A 19,782-nucleotide genomic window follows, 5' to 3' on the forward strand; every position below is an offset into this window, starting at 1 on the left:
ATGGCCGCCGGGTCTGCCGCTGTTCAGCCGATGAAGCGCGCCGCCAGCGGCATCAGCAGCGCCGCCAGCAGCACCTGCAGGCCCAGCGCCATGCCGGCGTAGGCGCCGGCGTCCGGGTGCACCTGCAGCGCGCGCGCCGCGCCGATGCCGTGCGCGGCGGTGCCCAGCGCGAAGCCGCGCACGGCCCAGTCGCGCACGCCCAGGGCGTCGAACAGGTACTTGGCCGACAGCGCGCCCACCATGCCGGTGAGCACGGCGAACAGCGCCGCCAGCGCCGGGATGCCGTTCAGCCGCTCGGCGATACCCATGGCCACCGGCGCGGTCACGGACTTGGGCGCCAGCGAGCGCAGCACGTCCGCCGGCAGCCCCAGCACCCAGCCCAGCGCCAGCGCGCTCAGGGCCGCTGCCGCGCCGCCGGCCAGCGCCGCCACCACCAGAGCCACGCCGCGGCGGCGCAGCGCCTCGCGCCGCTGCCACAGCGGCCAGCCCAGCGCCACCACCGCCGGCCCCAGCAGCGCATGCACGAACTGCGCGCCGGCGAAATAGGCCGGATAGGGCGTGCGCGTGAGCAGCAGCAGCACGCCGAGCATCAGCACCGACCACAGCACCGGGTTGGCCCAGGGCGCATGGTCCAGCCGCGCGTACATCGCCTGCGCGCTCACATAGGTCACCAGCGTGGCCGTGAGCCCGAACAGGGGCGTGGAGGCCATGTAGACCCAGAGTTGGACGAAATCAGCCATGCGTGTCCCCTTCCCCGGCGTCGTCGCCGGCCGGCGTTTCGGGCGAGCGCGCCAGCAGCGCGCGCAGCACCAGCGCCGTCACCGCCATGCCGATCCAGGTGGACAGCACGATGGCCAGCAGCAGCTTGAGCCCGTATTGCGACAGCACCGCCAAGTGCGTGATGACCCCCACGCCCACCGGCACGAATAGCAGCGACAGGTGCGTCAGCAGCGCATCGGCCGCCGCGGCCACCGGCGCGCGCAACGCCGGCACGCGCAGCGCCGCCAGCAGCAGCACCAGCCCCAGCACCGGGCCTGGCAGGGGCAAGCTGAAACCGCGCGCCAGGGCTTCGCCCAGCGCCTGCAGCAGCAGCAGGAAGGCCAGTCCGCGCAGGGCCTGCATGGCTCAGCTCCGCCGCGCGGCGCGCGCCGCGACGGCCTGCCGGCCCTGCGCCGGGTGGTCGGTGAAGAAGCCGTCCAGGCCGGCGTCCAGGAATGCCTGCAGGCAGCCGGCGAGGTCGCCATGCGCGGCGGGGTCCGTGCCACGGCGGAAGTCGGCCGGCAGGAAGCGGTTCTCGGCCCTGAAGGTCCAGGCGTGCACCGCCAGCCCCGCGTCATGCGCCCGCGCCACCAGCGGCGTGGGCGTGCCGAGCCGGCCGTCCGGGCGGCGCGGGATCACCAGGTCGGCATCCACGCCCAGCACCTGGACGTGGCCGGCCAGCGCCTTCAGGCCGGCGGGCGCGAGCAGGTCGGCGTAGCGGCGGGGGTCGCCGGCGGCGCTGAAATCCCAGGGCCGGCCCTCGGCCTCGATCAGCTGCACCAGCGGCAGCGCCGTGAGCTCGCGCAGCAGGCGCAGGTTGCCCACCTCGAAGGACTGGATGAAGACCGGTGGCCGCGGCCCCCGCCCGCCGTGGCGGTGCAGCGCCTGCACCAGCGGCGGCTCCAGCGGCAGGCCGAGCTTGCGGAAGTGGCTCGGGTGCTTGGTCTCCGGATAGACGCCCACCGGCCGCCCGCCCCGCCGCGCGTTGGCCTCGTCGAGCAGCGCCAGGATCTCGTCGAACGTCGGCACGGTGAAGCGGTCATCGAAGGCCGTGCCGCGCAGCGCGGGCAGCCGCTCGCGTGCGCGCAGCGTGCGCAGCTCGGCCAGGGTGAAATCCTCGGTGAACCAGCCGATGCGCGCGTGGCCGTCGATGGACTTCTTGCAGCAGCGCGAAGCGAACTCGGCACGTTCGGCCACGTCGGTGGTGGCCTCGCGCAGCGAGCCATCGGCATTGAGCAGCGCCAGGGCGTTCTCGTGCCGCGCCACCAGCACGCCGTCGCGGGTGCTGACCAGGTCGGGCTCTATGAAGTCGGCACCCTGCTCGATGGCCAGCGCATAGCTCTCCAGGGTGTGCTCGGGCCGGCAACCGCTGGCCCCGCGATGGGCGATGACGAGGGGGTTCATGGCCGCAGCATCGCACGCCGGGCCCCCTGTTCGCATGGCCGTTGCCGGCAGTCCCGGACGGGCGAAAAACCCAGCGCCCAAGCGCTCAAATCGCGAAGTCCCCCTTCGGCAAAACCTATTCCCGGAACTGCGTCACAGCCTCAGGCAAACCCTCGTTGGTACGTTCCCACACCAAAGACGGGACAACCCGAATAGGCGTGGAATTGGTTACGGTTAGCAGTATCGTGAGTCCCAACCTCATTGAAGTTGAGCTGCCTTGAAGCCCTTCCTCTCCTGGCGAAAGCTCGGCCGCCTCGTGGTGCCGGGCGTGGGGATCGCGGCCGTTGCGGCGGCCGCGTACACGGTTGTCGAGGAAGTTCGCAGCTCCCGATGGCAGGCACGGCAGCTCAGCCAGATCAGCAGCGAGTTGGGCTTCGAGCTGCAGCCCGGCGCCACCGACCAGGTGCGCTATCCCGGTGACGGCCCTTACGACCTGCGCCTGGGCTACACGCAGCTGCCATTGTTCATCGACCGGCTGCAGCGGCAGGGCTACACGGTGCAGGCCCAGGCGCGCATGTCGCCACGCATGGTGGAGCTGGCCGACCACGGGCTGTTTCCCACCTACCACGAGAAGAATCAGGGCGGGCTGGAGCTGCTGGACTGCCGCGCACAACCCATGTTCGCCACACGCTACCCGCAGCGCGTGTACGACGGCTTCGACGCGGTGCCGCCGCTGCTGGTGCAGGCGCTGTTGTTCATCGAGAACCGCGAGTTGCTCGATGCCGCGGCCCCGCAGCGCAATCCGGCCGTGGAGTGGGACCGGCTGGGCAAGGCGGCGCTGAGCCTGGGGCTGCGCCTGGTGGGCGATTCGGGCCGCTCACCCGGCGGCAGCACGCTGGCCACGCAGATCGAGAAGTACCGCCATTCGCCCGAAGGCCGCACCGACGGCGTCAAGGACAAGCTGCGCCAGATGGCCTCGGCCTCGCTGCGCGCCTACATCGACGGGCCCGACACGCTGGCGCGGCGCAAGCAGATCGTGGCCGACTACATCAACACCGTGCCGCTGGCGGCCCGGCCCGGCTTCGGCGAGGTCAACGGCCTGGGCGATGGGTTGTGGGTCTGGTACGGGCGTGATTTCGACGAGGTCAACCGCCTGCTCACCGACACCGGCGAAGACCCGCGCCCGGAGCTGCTGGCACAGCAGGCCCTGGCCTTCAAGCAGGCGCTGTCGCTGATGATTTCGCAGCGCCGCCCCTCGCACTACCTCATCGAGGCCGACTCGGGCCTGGAGGATCTGACCAACAGCTACCTGCGTCTGCTGGGCGATGCCGGCCTCATCAGCCCTGCGCTGCGCGACGCGGCGCTGCCGCTGACGCTCACGCTGCAGTCGCAGGCGGCGCCCAGGGCGCCACAGCAAAGCTTCGTGGACCGCAAGGCCGCCACGACCTTGCGCACGCGGCTGTCGGCGATGCTGGACGTGCCCCGCGCCTACGACCTCGACCGCATCGACCTGCGCGCCCGCGCCACGCTGGACACGCCGGTGCAGCGCACGGCCACCGAGCTGCTGCGCGGCCTGGGCACGCCCGAAGGCGCACAGGCCGCGGGGCTGTACGGCTTCAGGCTGCTGAGCCCGGGCGACGACCCGAGCAAGCTGGTGTTCAGCTTCACGCTCTTCGAGCGCGGCGAGGGCGTGAACCGCCTGCGCGTGCAGACCGACAACTGGGACCAGCCCTTCGACATCAACGAAGGCGCGCGGCTGGACCTGGGCTCCACCGCCAAGCTGCGCACGCTGGTGACGTACCTGGAACTCGTGGCCGAGCTGCACGAGCGCTGGAACAGTCTTGACGGCATCGCGCTGGCCGCGCTGGAGCTGCACGAGCGCGACCACATCGGCCGCTGGGCGCGCGACTACCTCCTGCGCGCGAGCGACCGCGGCCTGCAGCCCATGCTCGACGCGGCCATGCAGCGCAAATACTCCGCCAGCCCGGGCGAAGGCTTCTTCACCGGCGGCGGGCTGCACTTCTTCGCCAACTTCGAGCCCGGTGACAACGGCAAGATCATGCCCGTGGCCGAGGCGCTGCGGCACTCGGTGAACCTGCCCTTCATCCGGCTCATGCGCGACGTGGTCTGGCACGTCATGTACAACCTGCCCAGCGCGGACCCGGCGCTGTTCAAGGACCCGGACAATCCGCAGCGGCGCGAGTACCTCATGCGCTTCGCGGACAAGGAAGGCCAGGCGTACCTGCTGCGCTTCTGGCGCAAGTACCAGGGCAAGGACTGGACGCAAGTGCGCGAGACGCTGCTGCAGGGTGTGCGCGAGACGGCGCCCAAGCTCACCGCAGTCTTCCGCACCATCGAGCCCCGGGCCGGCATGCAGGACTTGAGCGACTTCCTGCTGCAGCAGTTGCAAGAGGAGATGCCCAACTACACCGACAAGGAGTTGCGCAAGCTCTACGACACCTACGACCCGCAGCGCATGTCGCTGGCCGACCGGGGCTACGTGGCCAGCGTGCACCCTCTGGAGCTGTGGCTGGCGGGATGGTTGCGCGATCATCCCGATGGCACCTTCGCCGAAGCCGTGCAGGCCAGCACCCAGGAGCGCCAGGACGTCTACGCCTGGCTGTTCAAGACCAAGCACAAGGGCGCACAGGACGTTCGCATCCGCAACCTGCTGGAGATCGAGGCCTTCATCGAGATCCATCGGCGCTGGAAGCGCCTGGGCTACCCCTTCGAATCGCTCACGCCCTCCTACGCCTCGGCGCTGGGCGCCTCGGGCGACCGGCCCGCGGCGCTGGCGGAGTTCATGGGCATCCTGGCCAACGACGGCTTGCGCCAGAGCACCGCGCGCATCGACGAGCTGCACTTCGCCGAGAACACGCCCTACGAGACGCGCCTGACGCTGCGCGGCAATCCGCCCGAGCGCGTGCTGCCGCCGGAAGTCGCCGCCACGGCGCGGCGCGCCGCCTTCGACGTGGTGGCCAACGGCACCGCAAGGCGCCTGAAGGACGTGCTCAAGCTGCACGACGGCACCATCGTCCCCATCGGCGGCAAGACCGGCACCGGCGACCACCGCAAGGACAGCTTCGGCCGCCACGGGCAGGTGCTGTCCTCGCGCGTGATCAGCCGCTCGGCCACCTTCATGTTCGTCATCGGCGACCGCTACTTCGGCACCATGATGGCCTACGTGCAGGAACCCTACGCCGCCAACTACAAGTTCACCAGTGCGTTGCCCTCGCAACTGATGAAGTCCCTCGTGCCGGCGCTGGTGCCGCTGCTGGAGAAGGGCTCGTGCCCGGCGCCCAGGGCCGAAGCGGCGCCCACGCCCGTGCCCGCCAGCAGCGACGTGCTGCAAAGCGTGCAGGTGCGCGCCGACGTTCAGCAGCAGGCCACGCGCTGAGCCTTGCGGCCGCGGCGCCGAGCCGCCGCGGCCACCATCCCCAGGCCCGCCAACATCAGGGCCCAGCTGCCCGGCTCGGGCACCGGCGTGGCGACGAAGCCGCGCAGGTAGCCGTGGAACAGCCCGTAGCCCACGACCTGCCCGCTCTCGTTGATGCCCTGCGCCGACAGCAGCGTCCAGCGCCCGGCCTGGTCCGGCGCGACGAGCGCGTTGAGATCGTGGCGCACGCCGTCGCGCCACAGGAAGGCGTCGAAGTTGTACATGCCCACCACCCAGCCCTGCTCGTTGATGTCGAAGGCCTCGCCGAAGCCTTCGCTGGCCAGCGCGGTCATCGTGCCGCCGCTGTAGAGAAAGGGCAGCAGTTCGCCCTGCGCGGTGTAGCTGTAGCCCACCACCTGGCCGGCGTTGTTGACGGCATGCGCCTGGCCGAAGGTGCCGCCCAGCGAGGGCAGCAGCGTGGTCACGCCGTTCTCATGCATGAAGGGCCGGCGCACCACGTCGCCCGGCATCACCGCGCCGCCCACCACCACGCCGCGATCGTTGATGCCCAACCCTTCGCTGGTGTTGCCCACGCGCAGCTCGCGGCTGAGCGTGCCGTCGTAGATGAAGGCGTGGCCGCTGATCTGCCCCGTGGCCTGGCCCGAGGCGTTGACGGCGTTGGCCACGCCGCTCTCGAAGCTGGCGAAGGGCGCGGCCAGGTCCAGCCAGCGGCCGCCGCTGTAGAGCGCCGGGCGCTGCACACCGTCGGCGTTGACCGACCAGCCCGCCACGTCGCCGCGGTTGTTGAGCCCCAGCGCGATGCTCAGCGGGCCGCCCAGCGTGCCCAGCAGCCGCAGGTCGCCCTGGCCGGCGCCCAGGAACACCTCGCGCGTGCGATCGACACCGTTGGACATCGTGCCCGTCACCAGGCCCGAGTCGTTGATCGCCGCCGCGGTGCTGTTGCTCAGCGGCGCCAGCGTGCCCAGGTTGTGCACCCGGTAGCGCGGCACCTCCGTCGGCGCAGGCGCCGCAGCCTGCACCGCCTGGACCCCGCCCAGCGCGGCGGCCGCAGCGACGATGAGCCCGTGCGGAAACAGGTTCGCTTGCTTCATGCTGCACCTCCTTGTGCGCCGGCTTGGGCACTGCGGGTGCCCGGCCAGCGCTTTGGTGGCGCCGGAAGCGTTTCTTACCGTCTGCAATACAGTCTTGCAAACCGGGCCGGGGCGCGGCGGCGCCCCGGCGGCGAAGGCTCATTCCGAGTCTTCGTCAGCAATGAAATAAAAAAACGTTCGGGCTGAGCCCTTCGACAAGCTCGGGAGAGCCTTGTCGAAGCCCTGCGGCGACATCCGAGCGCCTGCCCTTCGACAGGCTCAGGGCGAACGGGGTTTATTTCACTCTCGAAGCAGAACCGGAATCAGACCGCGGCCAGCGCCTGGTCGATGTCGGCCTTGAGGTCGTCGATGTGCTCGATGCCGATGGACAGGCGCACCGTGTCCACCGTCACCCCGGCCTTGGCCAATTCCTCGGGCGAGAGCTGGCGGTGCGTGGTGGAGGCCGGATGGCAGGCCAGCGACTTGGCGTCGCCGATGTTCACCAGCCGCGTGACCAGCTTGAGCGCGTCCTGGAAGCGCGCACCACCCTCCAGCCCACCTTCGACGCCGAAGGTCAGGATGCCCGAGGCGCGCCCGGTCATGTAGCGCTGCACCAGCTCGTGGTCGGCATGGTCGGGCAGGCCCGCATAGTTCACCCACTTGACCTTCGGATGCGTGCGCAGGTACTGCGCCAGCGCCAGGGTGTTGTCGCAGATGCGCTCCATACGCAGCGCCACGGTCTCGATGCCCTGCAGGATCAGGAAGGCGTTGAAGGGGCTGATGGCCGCGCCGGTGTTGCGCAGCGGCACCACGCGCGCGCGGCCGATGTAGGCCGCCTCGCCCAGTGCCTGCGTGTAGACCACGCCGTGGTAGCTGACGTCGGGCTCGTTGAGGCGCTTGAAGCGCTGCGCGTGCTGCGCCCAGGGGAACTTGCCGGAGTCCACGATCACGCCGCCGATGGAGTTGCCGTGGCCGCCGAGGTACTTGGTCAGCGAGTGCACGACGATGTCGGCGCCGTGCTCGAAGGGCCGGCACAGGAAGGGCGTGGGCACGGTGTTGTCCACGATCAGCGGCACGCCGTGGCGGTGCGCGATCTCGGCCAGCGCATGGAAGTCGGTGACGTTGCCCAGCGGGTTGCCGATGGACTCGCAGAAGATGGCCTTGGTGCGCTCGTCGATCAGCGGCTCGAAGGAGGCGGGGTCGCGCGCGTCGGCGAAGCGCGTCTGAATGCCCGACAGCGGCAGCGTGTGCGCAAACAGGTTGTAGGTGCCGCCGTAGAGCGTGGAGGATGAGACGATGTTGTCGCCGGCCTCGGCGATGGTCTGGATGGCGTAGGTGATGGCCGCCATGCCCGAGGCCACCGCCAGCGCGCCGATGCCGCCTTCCAGCGCCGTGATGCGCTGCTCCAGCACCGCGGTGGTCGGGTTCATGATGCGCGTGTAGATGTTGCCGGCCACCTTCAGGTCGAACAGGTCGGCGCCATGCTGCGTGTCGTCGAAGGCGTAAGCGGTGGTCTGGTAGATGGGTACCGCCACGGCCTTGGTGGTGGGATCGGGGCTGTAGCCGCCGTGCACGGCCAGGGTTTCGAATTTCATGGGTTGCTCCTCCAGATTCAAGGGGGGACCGCAGTGTAGGCAGCCCTGCGGCGGGTGCACGCGCACCGGAAGTTGCGATGGCTCAAATTCCACCTGCAGTCCGTTTTGAGGCTGCGCAAAGGGCGTTTTCACATGCGGTAGTCAGATAAGCGCATCCACGACGAGGAGGACACCATGCATGCGCTGAAGGATCTGCTGACCACCGACTACGGCCTGATGAGCGTTGCCGTGATTGCCGTTACCCTGGGCATGGGCGGCTTCTACCTGCGCTACTTCCTGCGCCATATCCAGGAAGACATCGCCCGCCACGCCGGCAAGCGCTGATCCCTCTCCCACGGCCGCGGCGCCGGTCCGCGTGTCTTCCACAGCGATACCAGCGCGCGGCCCACCATCAGCGCGGCCTTGCCGTCGATGGACACCAGCGCCAGCGCGTACTCCACCCTGCACGGCGCCAGGAACAGCGGTTGCGTGAGCACGGGAAGGCGGAGGAATCCCATGGGAGCCGCCGAGAGCAGAAGTTGAGGAAGGCGGTGCGCAGGCCCGGCCCGCCGCCTGGCACACCAATGCGGCCAGCGGGCACGTCCCCAAGGACGGCCGCACGAAACCTCCAAGAAGCAGCGAATCACAGCGCCTTCCCTCGCTCAAAACTGAGGAGCCCCTGGGCCCGGACCTCAGTTGCCGCCACCTGCACTACTTCTGGGTCGTGGCGCAGGAAGGCATCCCTCCGCGCGTGGCCGGCGAGTTCGAGGACAGCGCGCTGCTCAAGACCTTCGGCGTCGGCGGCCTGGGCGTATTCCCGGCCGTGGAACCTGCGCGCGCGGGCGCTGGGCGGAGGCTGGAGCGGCGAGGCGGCGCAACCGGTTTCCGCATCGCGCAAGGACGCGGTGGCGAGGAAGTGACCTTTTGCGCAGGAATCCGGTTCTTGTGCGCGGGGCGTGAAACCGTACCGCGGCGGGGCTGTCCCCATCTCCTAGAGTGTGGGTCCCTGCGGCGGAGGGGCTCTCTCCCCGTCTGCCGCTCCGAGCTCATGACGCAACAAGACACCTCTCCTGCCGCCCCCTCCCTTGGCCTCCTGGCGCGGATGCCCTGGTGGGTGGGCGTGGCCCTGGCACTGGCGGCCTTCGTCGCGCTGCACGAGGCCGGCGAGCCGCCGGCCAGCCACGGGACGCAACTGCTGGCCAGCGTGGGGCAGGTGCTGGTACCGCTGCTGTGCCTGCTGCTGGCGGCGTTGTCGGCTTGGCGGCAGCGCCGGCTGGCCGCATCGAGCCCGCTGCAGGCGACGGCGCTGGACTCCACGGCGCCACTGCACACGCCGGCGCAGCCGCCCGATTTCGAGGACACCGTGCCGCCCTGCCCGCTGTGCCACGGCGCCATGGTGCGCCGCGTGCACCGCCTGGGCCCGCAGGCCGGCCAGGTGTTCTGGCGCTGCCTGAACCATCCGGTGTGCACGGGGCAGCGCGAAGCGGAGTGAGGCACCGCGCGGCCTGAGCTTCATCCAGCTCGACAAGCAAAGATGCGTCCTGCAGCGGTGCGCCAGTTAAGGCGCTCTGCCCCCTTGGGCCGTCCTCCCAGCGCAGTTCGGGATGACATTCAGAAGATGCAGCGCCTTTGCTCACACTGGCTCCCCCGAACAAGACTGCGCGCAGACCACCCAAACTCCCGGGACGTTGGCGCCAGCCCTTGTTTCACTCCACCCGCGTCGCTCCTCGCGCCGCTGCGCCCTCGGCGGCGCCGTCCCTCGCCGGCCGGCGGACCGTGCACGTCGATGCCAAGGCCGCGGTTTCGCGCAGCGCCGCAGCAGCCACCTCAGCGGACGTAGGGCAGCGCGGGGCCGGCTGGGCCGGCGCCAGCGAGAACGGGCGCTCCACCGCCAGGAACAGCAGCGCCGACACCGGCAGCGTCACGGCGAACATCGGCAGCATCAGGCCGGCATACACCCACGCCTCCTGCCCCGTGGGCGGCAGCAGCTTGGCCAGCACCAGGAAGCCCAGCTTGAGCGCCAGCCCGTGCACCAGGTAGTAGGAGTAGCTCATGTTTCCCAGCCAGCGCAGCGGCGTCCAACACAACAGCCGCGGCAGCGGCGCGGCGGCATCGCGGAAACACGCCAAGCACAGCACGAAGAAGCCGGCGTACACGGTCAGGACCTTCAGGGCGTAGGTCACGGAGTTGGGACTGGGCAGCAGCGGCGCCGTCATGCCCACCAGCAAGCCCAGCACGCCCAGCACGCTGCCCGGCGTGGGAATGCGGGACTGCGGCAGGGCCTCGTGCAGCAGGATGCCCGCCATGAACATCGTCAGCCGTATCGGCCCACCGCCCAACAGGTTGCAGGCCACCGGCACCGCCGCCGTCAGCAGCAGGAAGAAGACGCAGCGCCAGCGCGGGTCGCGGTGGCGCAAGCCCAGCACGCCGATCACGGCGGGCAGCGCCAGGTAATAGAACATCTCGTAGCTCAGCGACCACGCCACGGTGATCATGGGCTCGATGGGGAACAGCCCGGGCAGCAGCAGCAGGTTCTGCCCCAGGTACAGCAGCGCCTGCGGCAGCGCCTGAGGGATGCGGCTGTTCGCCGGTGACAGCAGCGAGGCCCCCAGGTACACCGCGAACACGGCCAGGAAGGCCGGGTAGATGCGCTGCACGCGCCGCCACATGAACTTCCCGAAGCGCTGGCGCCGCCCCAGCAGCGAGCCGTAGATCAGGTAGCCGCTGAGCACGAAGAACAGGTCCACCCCGGTGTTGCCGATGGTGTGCAGCGCAGCGCTCCACTGCGCCAGGGCCGCGTGCCCTTCCACCCAGGGATGCGCCAGCGTCGAGTAGTGAACCAGGAAGACCAGGAACACGGCCCAGCCGCGCAGCCCTTCCATCGGCCGCAGGTTCTGCCCATCGCCATGGCGCGAAAGCTCAAAACGCCGAGCCAGCCAGTTCATGTTGATCCCCCCTCACCGGAATGGCGCCGTGCCCGCACGCTCCCAGGCGCGGCGCGCGCGGCACGATCCCCGGCCAGAGCCCCGCGCCGCGCCCCTCTTGCGCCTTACTCCACGGTCACGCTCTTGGCCAGGTTGCGTGGCTTGTCCACGTCCGTGCCGCGCGCGCAGGCCGTGTGGTAGGCCAGCAGTTGCAGCGGCACCACGTGCAGGATCGGGCTGAGCACGCCGTAGTGCTCGGGCATGCGGATCACGTGCATGCCCTGAGCGCTCTCGATGCGGGTGTCGGCATCGGCAAACACGAACAGCTCACCGCCGCGCGCGCGCACCTCCTGCATGTTGCTCTTGAGCTTCTCCAGCAGCTGATCGTTGGGCGCGACCGTGACCACCGGCATCGCGGCCGTCACCAGCGCCAGCGGGCCGTGCTTGAGCTCACCCGCCGGATAGGCCTCGGCGTGGATGTAGCTGATCTCCTTGAGCTTGAGCGCCCCCTCCAGCGCCACGGGGTAGTGCAGCCCGCGACCCAGGAACAGCGCGTTTTCCTTGCTGGCGAACTCCTCGCTCCAGGCGATGACCTGCGGCTCCAGCGCCAGCACCGCCTGCACCGCGGCGGGCAGGTGGCGCAGCGCGCGCACGTGCGCGGCCTCCTGCTCGTCCGTGAGGCGACCCCGCACCTGCGCCAGCGCCAGCGCCAGCAGGAACAGGCCCACCAGCTGCGTCGTGAAGGCCTTGGTCGAGGCCACGCCGATCTCCACGCCGGCGCGCGTGAGGAAGCTGAAGCGGCACTCGCGCACCATGGCGCTGGTGCCCACGTTGCAGATGGTCAGCGTGTGCTCCATGCCCAGCTCGCGCGCATGCTTGAGCGCGGCGATGGTGTCGGCTGTTTCGCCGCTCTGGCTGATGGTGACCACCAGCGTCTTCGGATCGGGCACGCTGTCGCGGTAGCGGTACTCGCTGGCGATCTCCACGCTGGTGGGGATGCCGGCGATGGACTCCAGCCAGTACTTGGCGGTGCTGCCGGCGTAGTAGCTGGTGCCGCAGGCCAGGATCAGCACCTGCCGCACGTCCTTGAACACCGCCGTGGCGCCCGCGCCGAACAGCTCGGGGTTGACGCGCTCCAGGCCTTCGAGCGTGTCGGCGATGGCGCGCGGCTGCTCGAAGATCTCCTTCTGCATGTAGTGGCGGTAGGGGCCCAGCTCGGCGGCGCCGCTGTGGGCGTGCACGGTGCGCACCTCGCGCTGCACCGGGCGGTAGCCACCGTCGGCCTGGCGCGCGCTGATCCAGCTCTTGCCCGGCTGCAAGTCCACCACGTCGCCCTCTTCCAGATAGACGATCTGGTCGGTCACGCCGGCCAGCGCCATGGCGTCGGAGGCCAGGAAGTTCTCGCCCTGCCCCACACCCAGCACCAGCGGCGAGCCCTGGCGGGCCCCCACCACGCGCTGCGGCTCATCGCGGCAGAACACCGCGATGGCGTAGGCGCCGCGCAGCCGCTGCGTGGCGCGCTGCACGGCCTCGAACAGGTCGCCTTCGTAGAGGTGGCTCACGAGGTGGGCGATGACCTCGGTGTCGGTCTGGCTCGCAAACGCGTAGCCGCGGCCCTGCAGCTCGGCGCGCAACTCCTCATGGTTCTCGATGATGCCGTTGTGCACCAGCGCGACGCGGTCGCCCGAGAAGTGCGGATGCGCGTTGTGCTCGGCCGGTGCGCCGTGCGTGGCCCAGCGCGTGTGCGCGATGCCGGTGCCGCCGGCCACCCCGTCATGCGCCACCTGTGCCACCAGTTCGGCCACGCGCGCCGTGCTGCGCGTGCGCCGCAGCGCGCCGTGCTGATGCACCGCCACGCCGCAAGAGTCGTATCCGCGGTATTCCAGCCGCTTCAGGCCTTCCAAAAGCACCGGGACGATGTCACGCCCCGCCACGCCTGCCACGATGCCACACATGTCGAACCCTCCTCGGCAGAAACAGTGGACGGCATCGTAGGCAGTTCAAGATGCAATGTGCTTGCAAATTAATGAATTAATTGGCGTTTTCTTGCAAGTTAGCATATGTACGATTTTTTATTTCATGAGCGATATGTTCATGAAATAATTTTGCGCATGACTTCCTTGGATGAAGTGGACCGGCGCCTGTTGGCGCTGCTGCAGGACGATGCCAGCCGCTCCAACCAGGCGCTGGCCGAGGCCGCCGGCATCTCCCCCGCCACGGCGCTGCGCCGGGTGCGGCGGCTGGTGGACGAGGGCGTGATCGAGCGCCAGATGGCACTGGTGTCGCCCGCCGTGCTGCCTGACAGCCTCACCGCCATCGTCGAGATCACGCTGGACCGCCAGGGCGCGGAGCACCAGGCGGCCTTCGAGGCGCGCGTGCGCGCGGAAGGCGCCGTGCAGCAGTGCTACCGCGTGGCCTCCGGGCCGGACTTCGTGCTGGTGCTGTGGGTGCCGGGCATGACGGCCTACCAGGCGCTGGTGCAGCGCCTGTTCACGCAGGACGCCAACGTGCGCAACGTGCGCTCCTTCTTCAGCCTGCAGCGCACGAAGTTCGAGCCGCGCATCGACCTCACTTCTTCATCACCACCAGCCCCTTGAGGTACTCGCCTTCCGGGTAGGCCAGCGTGGTGGGGTGGTCGCAGGCGGCTTCCAGGCGCGCCAGCAGGTAGCCGTCCACGCCGGCGTCGCTGCCCGCGCCGGCCACGATCTTGTGGAACAGGTCCGGACCCACGCCGCCGGAGCAGGAGAAGGTCAGCAGCAGGCCGCCGGGCTCCAGCAGCTTCAGCGCCAGGCGGTTGATGTCCTTGTAGGCGCGCGCGGCACGCTCGGCATGCGCGGCCGAGGGGGCGAACTTGGGTGGGTCCAGCACGATGGCGTCGAAGCGCTCCTCGCGCTGCAGGCAGCCGCGCAGGTACTGGTTGACGTCGGCATCGGCGAACTCCGCGCGCGCCAAGTCGAAGCCGTTGAGTTCCACGTGCGCCTTGGCGCGCGCCAGCGCGGGACCGGAGGAGTCCACGCTCACCACGCGCTGGGCGCCGCCGGCCAGCGCCGCGACGCTGAAGCCGCCGGTGTAGCTGTAGCAGTTGAGCACGCGCTGTGCGCCCAGGCGCTTGACCCACTCCATGAAGCGCAGCCGGTTGTCGCGCTGGTCGAGGTAGTAGCCGGTCTTGTGCCCCTCGGCCACGTCCAGCGTCAGGCGCCAGCCGTGCTCGCGGATCGTGACCGCGGTCTCGCCGCCGCCGCGCAGCCAGCCGCTGATCGGCTCCAGGCCTTCGAGGCCGCGCACGCCGGAGTCGGAGCGCTCGTAGAGCCGCGCCAGGCCCGTGGCGGCCAGCAGCGCATCGGCGATGGTGTCCTTCCAGCGCTCCACGCCGGCGGAGAGGAACTGCGCGCTGAGCACGTCGGCGTAGCGGTCCACGATCAGCCCGGGCAGCCCGTCGGCCTCGCCGTGGATCAGCCGCACGCCGTCGCTGTCGATGGGCAGCCGGCTGCGCAGCTGCACGGCCTGTTCGATGCGGCGCTGGAAGAAGGCGGCGTCGATGCGCTCGCCCTCGTCGAAGCTCCAGGCGCGCACGCGGATGGAAGAGGTGGGGCTGAAGGCACCCCAGGCCAGGAAGCGCCCTTCGGCGCTTTCCACGCGCACGGTCTCGCCGGGATCGGCCTTGCCCTTGGCGATGGAGCCCTCGAACACCCAGGGATGCTTGCGCAGCAGCGAGCGCTCTTTGCCCTCGCGGATTCGGATCGATTTCATGGGGGCGAATTGTCCATGCCCCCACTCGCCCGCCCGGCGGGACGGGGCTTGGCGATCAGCGCAGCCCGTCACGGCAGGCGCGGGCGCGTGCGCCGCCGCGGGCCTTCAGCCGTCCTTCTTCTTCGCCCGCGGATGCGCCGCGTCGTACACCTTGGCCAGGTGCTGGAAGTCCAGCCGGGTGTAGATCTGGGTGGTGGTGATGCTGGCGTGGCCCAGCAGCTCCTGCACCGCGCGCAGGTCGCCGCTGGACTGCAGCAGGTGCGAGGCGTAGCTGTGGCGCAGCATGTGCGGATGCACCGAGGTCGGCAGCCCGGCCTGCAGCGCCTGGCGCCGCAGCCGCGAGCGCACCTGCGAGGCGGTCAGCCGCGTGCCGCGCCGGCTCACGAACAGCGCCCGCTCGCCCGAGGCGGCCATCGAGGCCCGCTGCGCCAGCCAGCGCTGCAGCGCCGCCAGCGCCGCGCTGCCCACCGGGCCGCTGCGGCGCTTGGAGCCCTTGCCCATCACGTGCACGGTGGCGTCGGGCAGGTCCACCCAGCCCGCGGCGCCCTCGCCGGCGCCCACGTCCAGGCCGACCAGCTCGCCCACGCGCAGCCCGCAGCCGTAGAGCAGCTCGACGATGCAGTGGTCGCGCGCGGCCAGCGCCGGGTCGTCCCCCTCGCCCTCGTGCTCGGCCAGCGCCACCGCCTGCTCCACCGACAGCGCCTTGGGCAGCGGCTTGCCGGCCTTGGGCGCGCGCAGCCCCATCACGGGGTTGAGCGGGACTTCACCGTTCTGGCCCCACCAGCGGTAGAGCCCGCGCCAGGCCGAGAGGATCAGCGCGATGCTGCGCGGCGCCAGGCCGCCGGCGTGCAGCGCCGCCATCCAGCCGCGCACGTGGTGCGGCTGCGCCTGGTGCAGCGCCACGCCCTCCTCGCCCGACAACGCCACCAGGCGCTGCAGCGCGTCGCGGTACAGCGCCAGGCTGCGCGCCGCCAGGCGCCGTTCCACCTGCAGGTGTTGCAGCCATCGCTCCAGCTCCTCGGGCAGCGCAGTGGGGACGGAGCCTTCGGCCACGACGGGCGCCGCGGCGGCCTTGGAAGTGCGCGCCATGGCTCAGCGCGGCAGCAACTGCGACAGCGCCGCAGCGGCGATGTCGCCGATGCGCACCAGGAAGTCCACGCCCATGTCGCTCTCGAAGCGGGTGGCGTCGGGCGAGCCCAGCATCAGCAGCCCGAAGCTGCCCCCCGCCTGCTCGCTGCGCAGCGGGATGCAGGCGATGGACAGCGCCGGCGTGCCGTCATGCAGCCACTGCGCCGCCTCCACCTCGCCGGTGTTCAGGCCGCACAGCGGCAGCGCCAGGGCGTCGGCGAATTCGCGCACCGCGCCGGGCTCGGCCAGCACGAAAGGCTCGTGCGCAAGGGCGGCGTCCACGCCCCACAGGCGCAGCGCGGCCTGGGGCACGAGGAACTGGCTTTTGAGCTCCTCCACCAGCAGCGCGGGCAGCGTGCGGGGATCGCGCGCGAGCATCACGGCGCGGGTCCAGCGGTGCAGGCGGTCGGCGATGGCGGTGTTCTCCTGCCCGTGGCGGATCATCTCCATCAGCCGCCCTTCCAGCCCCTTGATGCGCTCGCGCAGCAGCAGCGCCTGGCGCTCCTGCAGCGAGATGGCGCGCGTGCCGTGCGGGCTGGCCAGCCGCACCTCGGCCAGCAGTTCGGCGTGGCGCTCGAAGAAAGCCGGGTTGAGCGACAAGTACTGCGCGATGTCGTCTTCGGTGATGCCGTCGATGCCTCTGCTCACAGCGTGATCTCTCCCTCGAACACTGTTTCCGCCGGGCCGGTCATGAACACGTGCGCGTCGCCGCCGGCCCACTCGATGGTCAGCCGCCCGCCGGGGGCGTCCACGTCCACGCGGTGATCGAGCCAGCCCAGCCGGATGCCGGCCACCACCGCCGCGCAGGCGCCGGTGCCGCAGGCCAGGGTCTCGCCGGCGCCGCGCTCGTACACGCGCAGCCGGATGTGGCCGCGGCTGACGACTTCCATGAAGCCGGCGTTGACCCGGCGCGGGAAGCGGTCATGGCCTTCGATCTGCGGCCCCTCGATCGCCACCGGCGCGCGCTGCACGTCGTCCACGCGCCGCACCGCATGCGGGTTGCCCATGGAGACCACGGCCACCTCGATGTCGTCGCCGTCGCCCAGCGCCAGCGGCCAGAGCTGGAAGTCGTTGAGTTCGCGCGGCGTCAGCCCGGAGGCGTCGAAGGGGATGCGCTCGTGCTCGAACACGGGCGCGTTCATGTCCACGGTGACGCGGCCGTCGTCCTGCAGGCGCAACTCCAGCAGCGTGTTCATGGTTTCCACGCGCACGCTGCGCTGCGCGGTGAGGTGCTTGTCGTGCACGAAGCGCACGAAGCAGCGCGCGCCGTTGCCGCACTGCTCCACCTCCTCGCCGCTGCCGCCGTTGAAGATGCGGTAGCGGAAATCGACGCCGGGGGTGTTGCTCTTTTCCACCACCAGGATCTGGTCGGCGCCGACGCCGAAGCGCCGGTCGCCCAGGCGGCGGTAGTGCTCGGGGGTCAGCGCCAGGGGCTGCTGCGTGGCGTCAATGACCACGAAGTCGTTGCCCGCGCCCTGCATCTTGGTGAAGCGGAGTTTCATGCGCGGGATTATCGGCCGGCGCTCGCAGGCGGCCGGCGCCAGGCATGGGCCGGCGGCTGGGGTTTCAGTCTCGGGGCGCGATGTGCTGCTTGCGCTCAGGCGTGGTCTTTACGGGTGCTGCCGCCCTCGGGGCCCATCTGGCCGCCGCGGCTCTGTTCCTGGCTGGTGGCGCGCTGCGGGCTGCCCAGGCCGCCCTGCGAATCCACGCGCCCATCGGTGGAGCCCATGCCGCCCCGCTCGGCACGGCTCTCGTCGGCGCTGCTGGCGCCGAGCTGCGTGCCGCTGGTCTGGCCGGCGTGCGTGCCACCCTGCATCTGCTTGTTCGGGGCGGTCTTGTCCCCCTGGGCGTTGGAGCTGCCCTGCTGGGACTGTTGAGAGGACTTGTCCTGCTTGCCTTGCTGTGTCATGCCGATCTCCTGTCCGGTCTGCGCCGGTGGTGGGTGAGGTGACGGCAAGGCGGCAACCCGGGTTCCCGCAGCGTGCGCGACAGGCTCAGCCGTACAGCGACGGCTCCCCCGCCGGCCGCGTCTTGAACCGCTTGTGCACCCACAGGTACTGCGCCGGGCAGTGCCGGATCTGCTCCTCGATCCAGCGGTTCATGCGCGCGGCGTCGGCTTGCGGGTCCTCGGTGGGCCAGTCGTCCCAGGGCGGCAGGAACTTCACTTTGTAGCCCTGGCCGCCGGGCAGCATCTCCGCCACCACCGGCTGCACCACCATGTTCAGCGAGCGCGCCATCTTCGACGGCGCCAGCAGCGTGGCCGCAGGCACGTCGAAGAAGGGCACGAAGGCCGCGTCCTGGATGCCGAAGTCCATGTCGGGCAGGTTGAAGAAGGCCCAGCCGCGCCGGATGGCGCGCACCAGCGGCAGCGCGCGCTCGCTGCGCGCGAACACCTCGCCCTGGTTGAAGCGCAGCCGGCCCTTGCGGATCTCGGCATCCCATACCGGGTTGCTCTGCGCCTGGTAGATCGAGCCCACCTTCTGCTTCTGGAACAACTGCGTCGCCACGCCGGCCACGTCCAGCCCCACGAAGTGCGGCACCAGCCACATCACCGGGCGCTCGCTGCGCTCGGCCAGCGTCACGTCCCCTTCGACGTGGATCAGCTTCTTCAGCCGCTCCACCGGCGCGTACCACAGCAGCCCGCGCTCCAGCAGGCTGCGGCCGAGCCAGCCGAAGTGCTCGCGCACCAGCCGCGCGCGCTCGGCCGCGTCCAGGTGCGGGAAGCACAGCGCCAGGTTGCGCAGCGCGATGCGGCGGCGGCTGCCGGCCAGCGCGTGCAGCAGCCTTCCCAAGCCCTGCCCCAGCGCGGCCTGCGCCCCCAGCGGAAGACGGTAGATGGCACGCAGCAGCCCGATGCCCAGCTTGGCACCGAGGCTCACGTCGCCGACCTCGCCGCGGCGTCGGTGGGCGCCGCGGCCGGGCGCGGCGTCTTGTAGCGGTGGTAGCCCCAGAGGTACTGGGCGGGGTTGCACATGATCAGGCGTTCCATTTCTTCATTGATGCGGCGCGCGCAGGCCTGCTGCAGCGCCTCGCTGTCGGGTTCATCGGCACCGGGCAGGGGCTGCTGAGGGGCGCTCACGTGAACGACGAAACCACGGCCGCGCGGCAAGCGCTCGGCCCACATCAGCAGCCAGTCCGCGCCGGTCTGGCGCACTAGCTTGGCCGCCAGCGTCATGGTGTAGGCCTCACGCCCGAAGAACGGTGCCCAAACGCCCATGCCCTGTGGCGGCACTTGGTCGGGCAGCAGGCCCACGTTCTCGCCGCGCTTGAGCGCGCGCAGCATCTGGCGCACGCCCGCCAGCGTCGCCGGCGCGGTGGCCATGCCCGGGCGAGCGCGCGCCGTCTCCTCCAGCTCGCGCAGCGCGGCCTTGTCGGAAGGGCGGTAGAGCACCGTCAGCGGGTGTGTGTCGCCCCAGCGCTCGGCGAAGGCGCGCGCCGTGATCTCGAAGCAGCCCAGGTGCGGCGTGAGGATCACCAGCCCCTTGCCGCGCGCCAGCGCCTGCTCGATGAGCTCCGCGCCCTCCCAGCGGCACGCGGGCGACACCAGGCCGTTGCGCAACCACAGCCATGGCGCCTCGGCGGCCATGCAGCCGGCTTGCGCCACCGACGCACGGCGCTGTGCCGGGGTCAACCCCGCCAGCTCGGCATTGGCCTGCAAGCGCTTGCGGTAGGTCGGCGACAGCCCGTACGTGAGCCACCCCAGGATGGCCCCCAAAGCGTGCAGTCTTCGCAACGGCCAAGTCGCCATCCAGCGCAGTAGAGAGTTCATCGTTGAATAGAATCGAAACGTCGCCGGT

Annotated in this window: 18 protein-coding genes and 1 pseudogene; 5 read left to right on the forward strand and 14 right to left on the reverse strand. The window is 70.5% G+C overall.

All coding sequences use genetic code 11. The features are described from left to right. Nucleotides 1–23: 23 nt before the first annotated feature. The 3 genes from Q0741_RS14845 to Q0741_RS14855 are packed head-to-tail and all read right to left on the reverse strand — an operon-like array spanning nt 24 to nt 2,163. The gene (locus Q0741_RS14845; protein ID WP_298233988.1) at nt 24–740 is read right to left on the reverse strand and encodes an LrgB family protein; all 717 of its coding nucleotides are present in this window, start codon (nt 738–740) and stop codon (nt 24–26) included. Next, nucleotides 733–1,122, reverse strand: coding sequence for a CidA/LrgA family protein (locus tag Q0741_RS14850; protein ID WP_298233989.1), 390 nt, complete (start codon nt 1,120–1,122; stop codon nt 733–735). The genes Q0741_RS14845 and Q0741_RS14850 overlap by 8 nt, the downstream gene beginning before the upstream one ends. A 3-nt stretch (nt 1,123–1,125) precedes the next feature. Then, on the reverse strand, nt 1,126–2,163 hold the full coding sequence (locus tag Q0741_RS14855; protein ID WP_298233990.1) for a glycerophosphodiester phosphodiesterase: 1,038 nt from the start codon (nt 2,161–2,163) through the stop codon (nt 1,126–1,128). A 256-nt stretch (nt 2,164–2,419) separates the two neighbouring features. Between Q0741_RS14855 and Q0741_RS14860 the strand changes: the two genes are divergently transcribed. Further along, the gene (locus Q0741_RS14860; protein WP_298233991.1) at nt 2,420–5,539 is read left to right on the forward strand and encodes a transglycosylase domain-containing protein; all 3,120 of its coding nucleotides are present in this window, start codon (nt 2,420–2,422) and stop codon (nt 5,537–5,539) included. Here Q0741_RS14860 and Q0741_RS14865 read toward each other — a convergent pair. Beyond that, entirely contained in the window at nt 5,518–6,630 is a 1,113-nt protein-coding gene (locus tag Q0741_RS14865) for a PEPxxWA-CTERM sorting domain-containing protein (RefSeq protein WP_298233992.1), read from the reverse strand. The two genes, Q0741_RS14860 and Q0741_RS14865, sit on opposite strands and share 22 nt — an antisense overlap. 302 nt (nt 6,631–6,932) lie before the next feature. Continuing rightward, entirely contained in the window at nt 6,933–8,204 is a 1,272-nt protein-coding gene (locus tag Q0741_RS14870; RefSeq protein WP_298233993.1) for a bifunctional O-acetylhomoserine aminocarboxypropyltransferase/cysteine synthase, read from the reverse strand. 174 nt (nt 8,205–8,378) lie between these two features. On the opposite strand from Q0741_RS14870, the gene Q0741_RS14875 reads away from it, so the two are divergent. The 3 genes and pseudogenes from Q0741_RS14875 to Q0741_RS14885 all read left to right on the forward strand — a co-directional run bounded on the left by Q0741_RS14875 (nt 8,379) and on the right by Q0741_RS14885 (nt 9,675). Further along, a complete protein-coding gene (locus tag Q0741_RS14875) occupies nt 8,379–8,528 on the forward strand; it encodes a DUF3149 domain-containing protein (RefSeq protein ID WP_298233994.1) in 150 nt (49 codons plus the stop codon). A gap of 391 nt (nt 8,529–8,919) precedes the next feature. Then, nucleotides 8,920–9,024: pseudogene (locus Q0741_RS14880) on the forward strand (LysR family transcriptional regulator); the annotation flags it as partial. A 207-nt stretch (nt 9,025–9,231) separates the two neighbouring features. Next, entirely contained in the window at nt 9,232–9,675 is a 444-nt protein-coding gene (locus tag Q0741_RS14885) for a hypothetical protein (protein ID WP_298234016.1), read from the forward strand. A gap of 214 nt (nt 9,676–9,889) precedes the next feature. Here Q0741_RS14885 and Q0741_RS14890 read toward each other — a convergent pair whose 3' ends face one another. Beyond that, nucleotides 9,890–11,128, reverse strand: coding sequence for an acyltransferase (locus tag Q0741_RS14890; RefSeq protein WP_298233995.1), 1,239 nt, complete (start codon nt 11,126–11,128; stop codon nt 9,890–9,892). Nucleotides 11,129–11,232: 104 nt separating this feature from the next. Beyond that, complete coding sequence (gene glmS / locus Q0741_RS14895) at nt 11,233–13,062, reverse strand: glutamine--fructose-6-phosphate transaminase (isomerizing) (protein WP_298233996.1); 1,830 nt, start codon at nt 13,060–13,062, stop codon at nt 11,233–11,235. Between the two features lie 156 nt (nt 13,063–13,218). Here glmS and Q0741_RS14900 point away from each other — a divergent pair, with 156 nt between their 5' ends. After that, on the forward strand, nt 13,219–13,704 hold the full coding sequence (locus Q0741_RS14900; protein WP_298233997.1) for an Lrp/AsnC family transcriptional regulator: 486 nt from the start codon (nt 13,219–13,221) through the stop codon (nt 13,702–13,704). On the opposite strand, the gene Q0741_RS14905 is transcribed toward Q0741_RS14900, so the two are convergent. The 7 genes from Q0741_RS14905 to Q0741_RS14935 all read right to left on the reverse strand — a co-directional run bounded on the left by Q0741_RS14905 (nt 13,676) and on the right by Q0741_RS14935 (nt 19,754). Continuing rightward, nucleotides 13,676–14,857: a class I SAM-dependent methyltransferase gene (locus tag Q0741_RS14905; protein ID WP_298233998.1), complete on the reverse strand. Its 1,182-nt coding sequence runs from the start codon at nt 14,855–14,857 to the stop codon at nt 13,676–13,678. The two genes, Q0741_RS14900 and Q0741_RS14905, sit on opposite strands and share 29 nt — an antisense overlap. Nucleotides 14,858–14,962: 105 nt before the next feature. Then, nucleotides 14,963–15,946 (reverse strand): tyrosine recombinase XerC, encoded by a 984-nt coding sequence (locus Q0741_RS14910; protein ID WP_298233999.1) that lies wholly within the window; start codon nt 15,944–15,946, stop codon nt 14,963–14,965. A 3-nt stretch (nt 15,947–15,949) separates the two neighbouring features. Continuing rightward, nucleotides 15,950–16,633, reverse strand: coding sequence for a DUF484 family protein (locus tag Q0741_RS14915; RefSeq protein ID WP_298234000.1), 684 nt, complete (start codon nt 16,631–16,633; stop codon nt 15,950–15,952). Continuing rightward, on the reverse strand, nt 16,630–17,487 hold the full coding sequence (gene dapF, locus Q0741_RS14920; protein ID WP_298234001.1) for a diaminopimelate epimerase: 858 nt from the start codon (nt 17,485–17,487) through the stop codon (nt 16,630–16,632). Before dapF ends, Q0741_RS14915 begins: the two co-directional genes overlap by 4 nt. Before the next feature lie 95 nt (nt 17,488–17,582). Beyond that, entirely contained in the window at nt 17,583–17,894 is a 312-nt protein-coding gene (locus Q0741_RS14925) for a hypothetical protein (protein WP_298234002.1), read from the reverse strand. A gap of 85 nt (nt 17,895–17,979) precedes the next feature. Then, nucleotides 17,980–18,864, reverse strand: coding sequence for a lipid A biosynthesis acyltransferase (locus Q0741_RS14930; protein ID WP_298234003.1), 885 nt, complete (start codon nt 18,862–18,864; stop codon nt 17,980–17,982). After that, nucleotides 18,861–19,754 carry a lysophospholipid acyltransferase family protein gene (locus Q0741_RS14935; RefSeq protein ID WP_298234004.1) on the reverse strand — a complete coding sequence of 298 codons (894 nt, stop codon included), beginning with the start codon at nt 19,752–19,754 and terminating at the stop codon, nt 18,861–18,863. Before Q0741_RS14935 ends, Q0741_RS14930 begins: the two co-directional genes overlap by 4 nt. Between the last annotated feature and the right edge of the window lie 28 nt (nt 19,755–19,782).

It is taken from the genome of uncultured Azohydromonas sp. (assembly GCF_937926365.1).
Taxonomy (GTDB): Bacteria; Pseudomonadota; Gammaproteobacteria; order Burkholderiales; family Burkholderiaceae_C; genus Azohydromonas.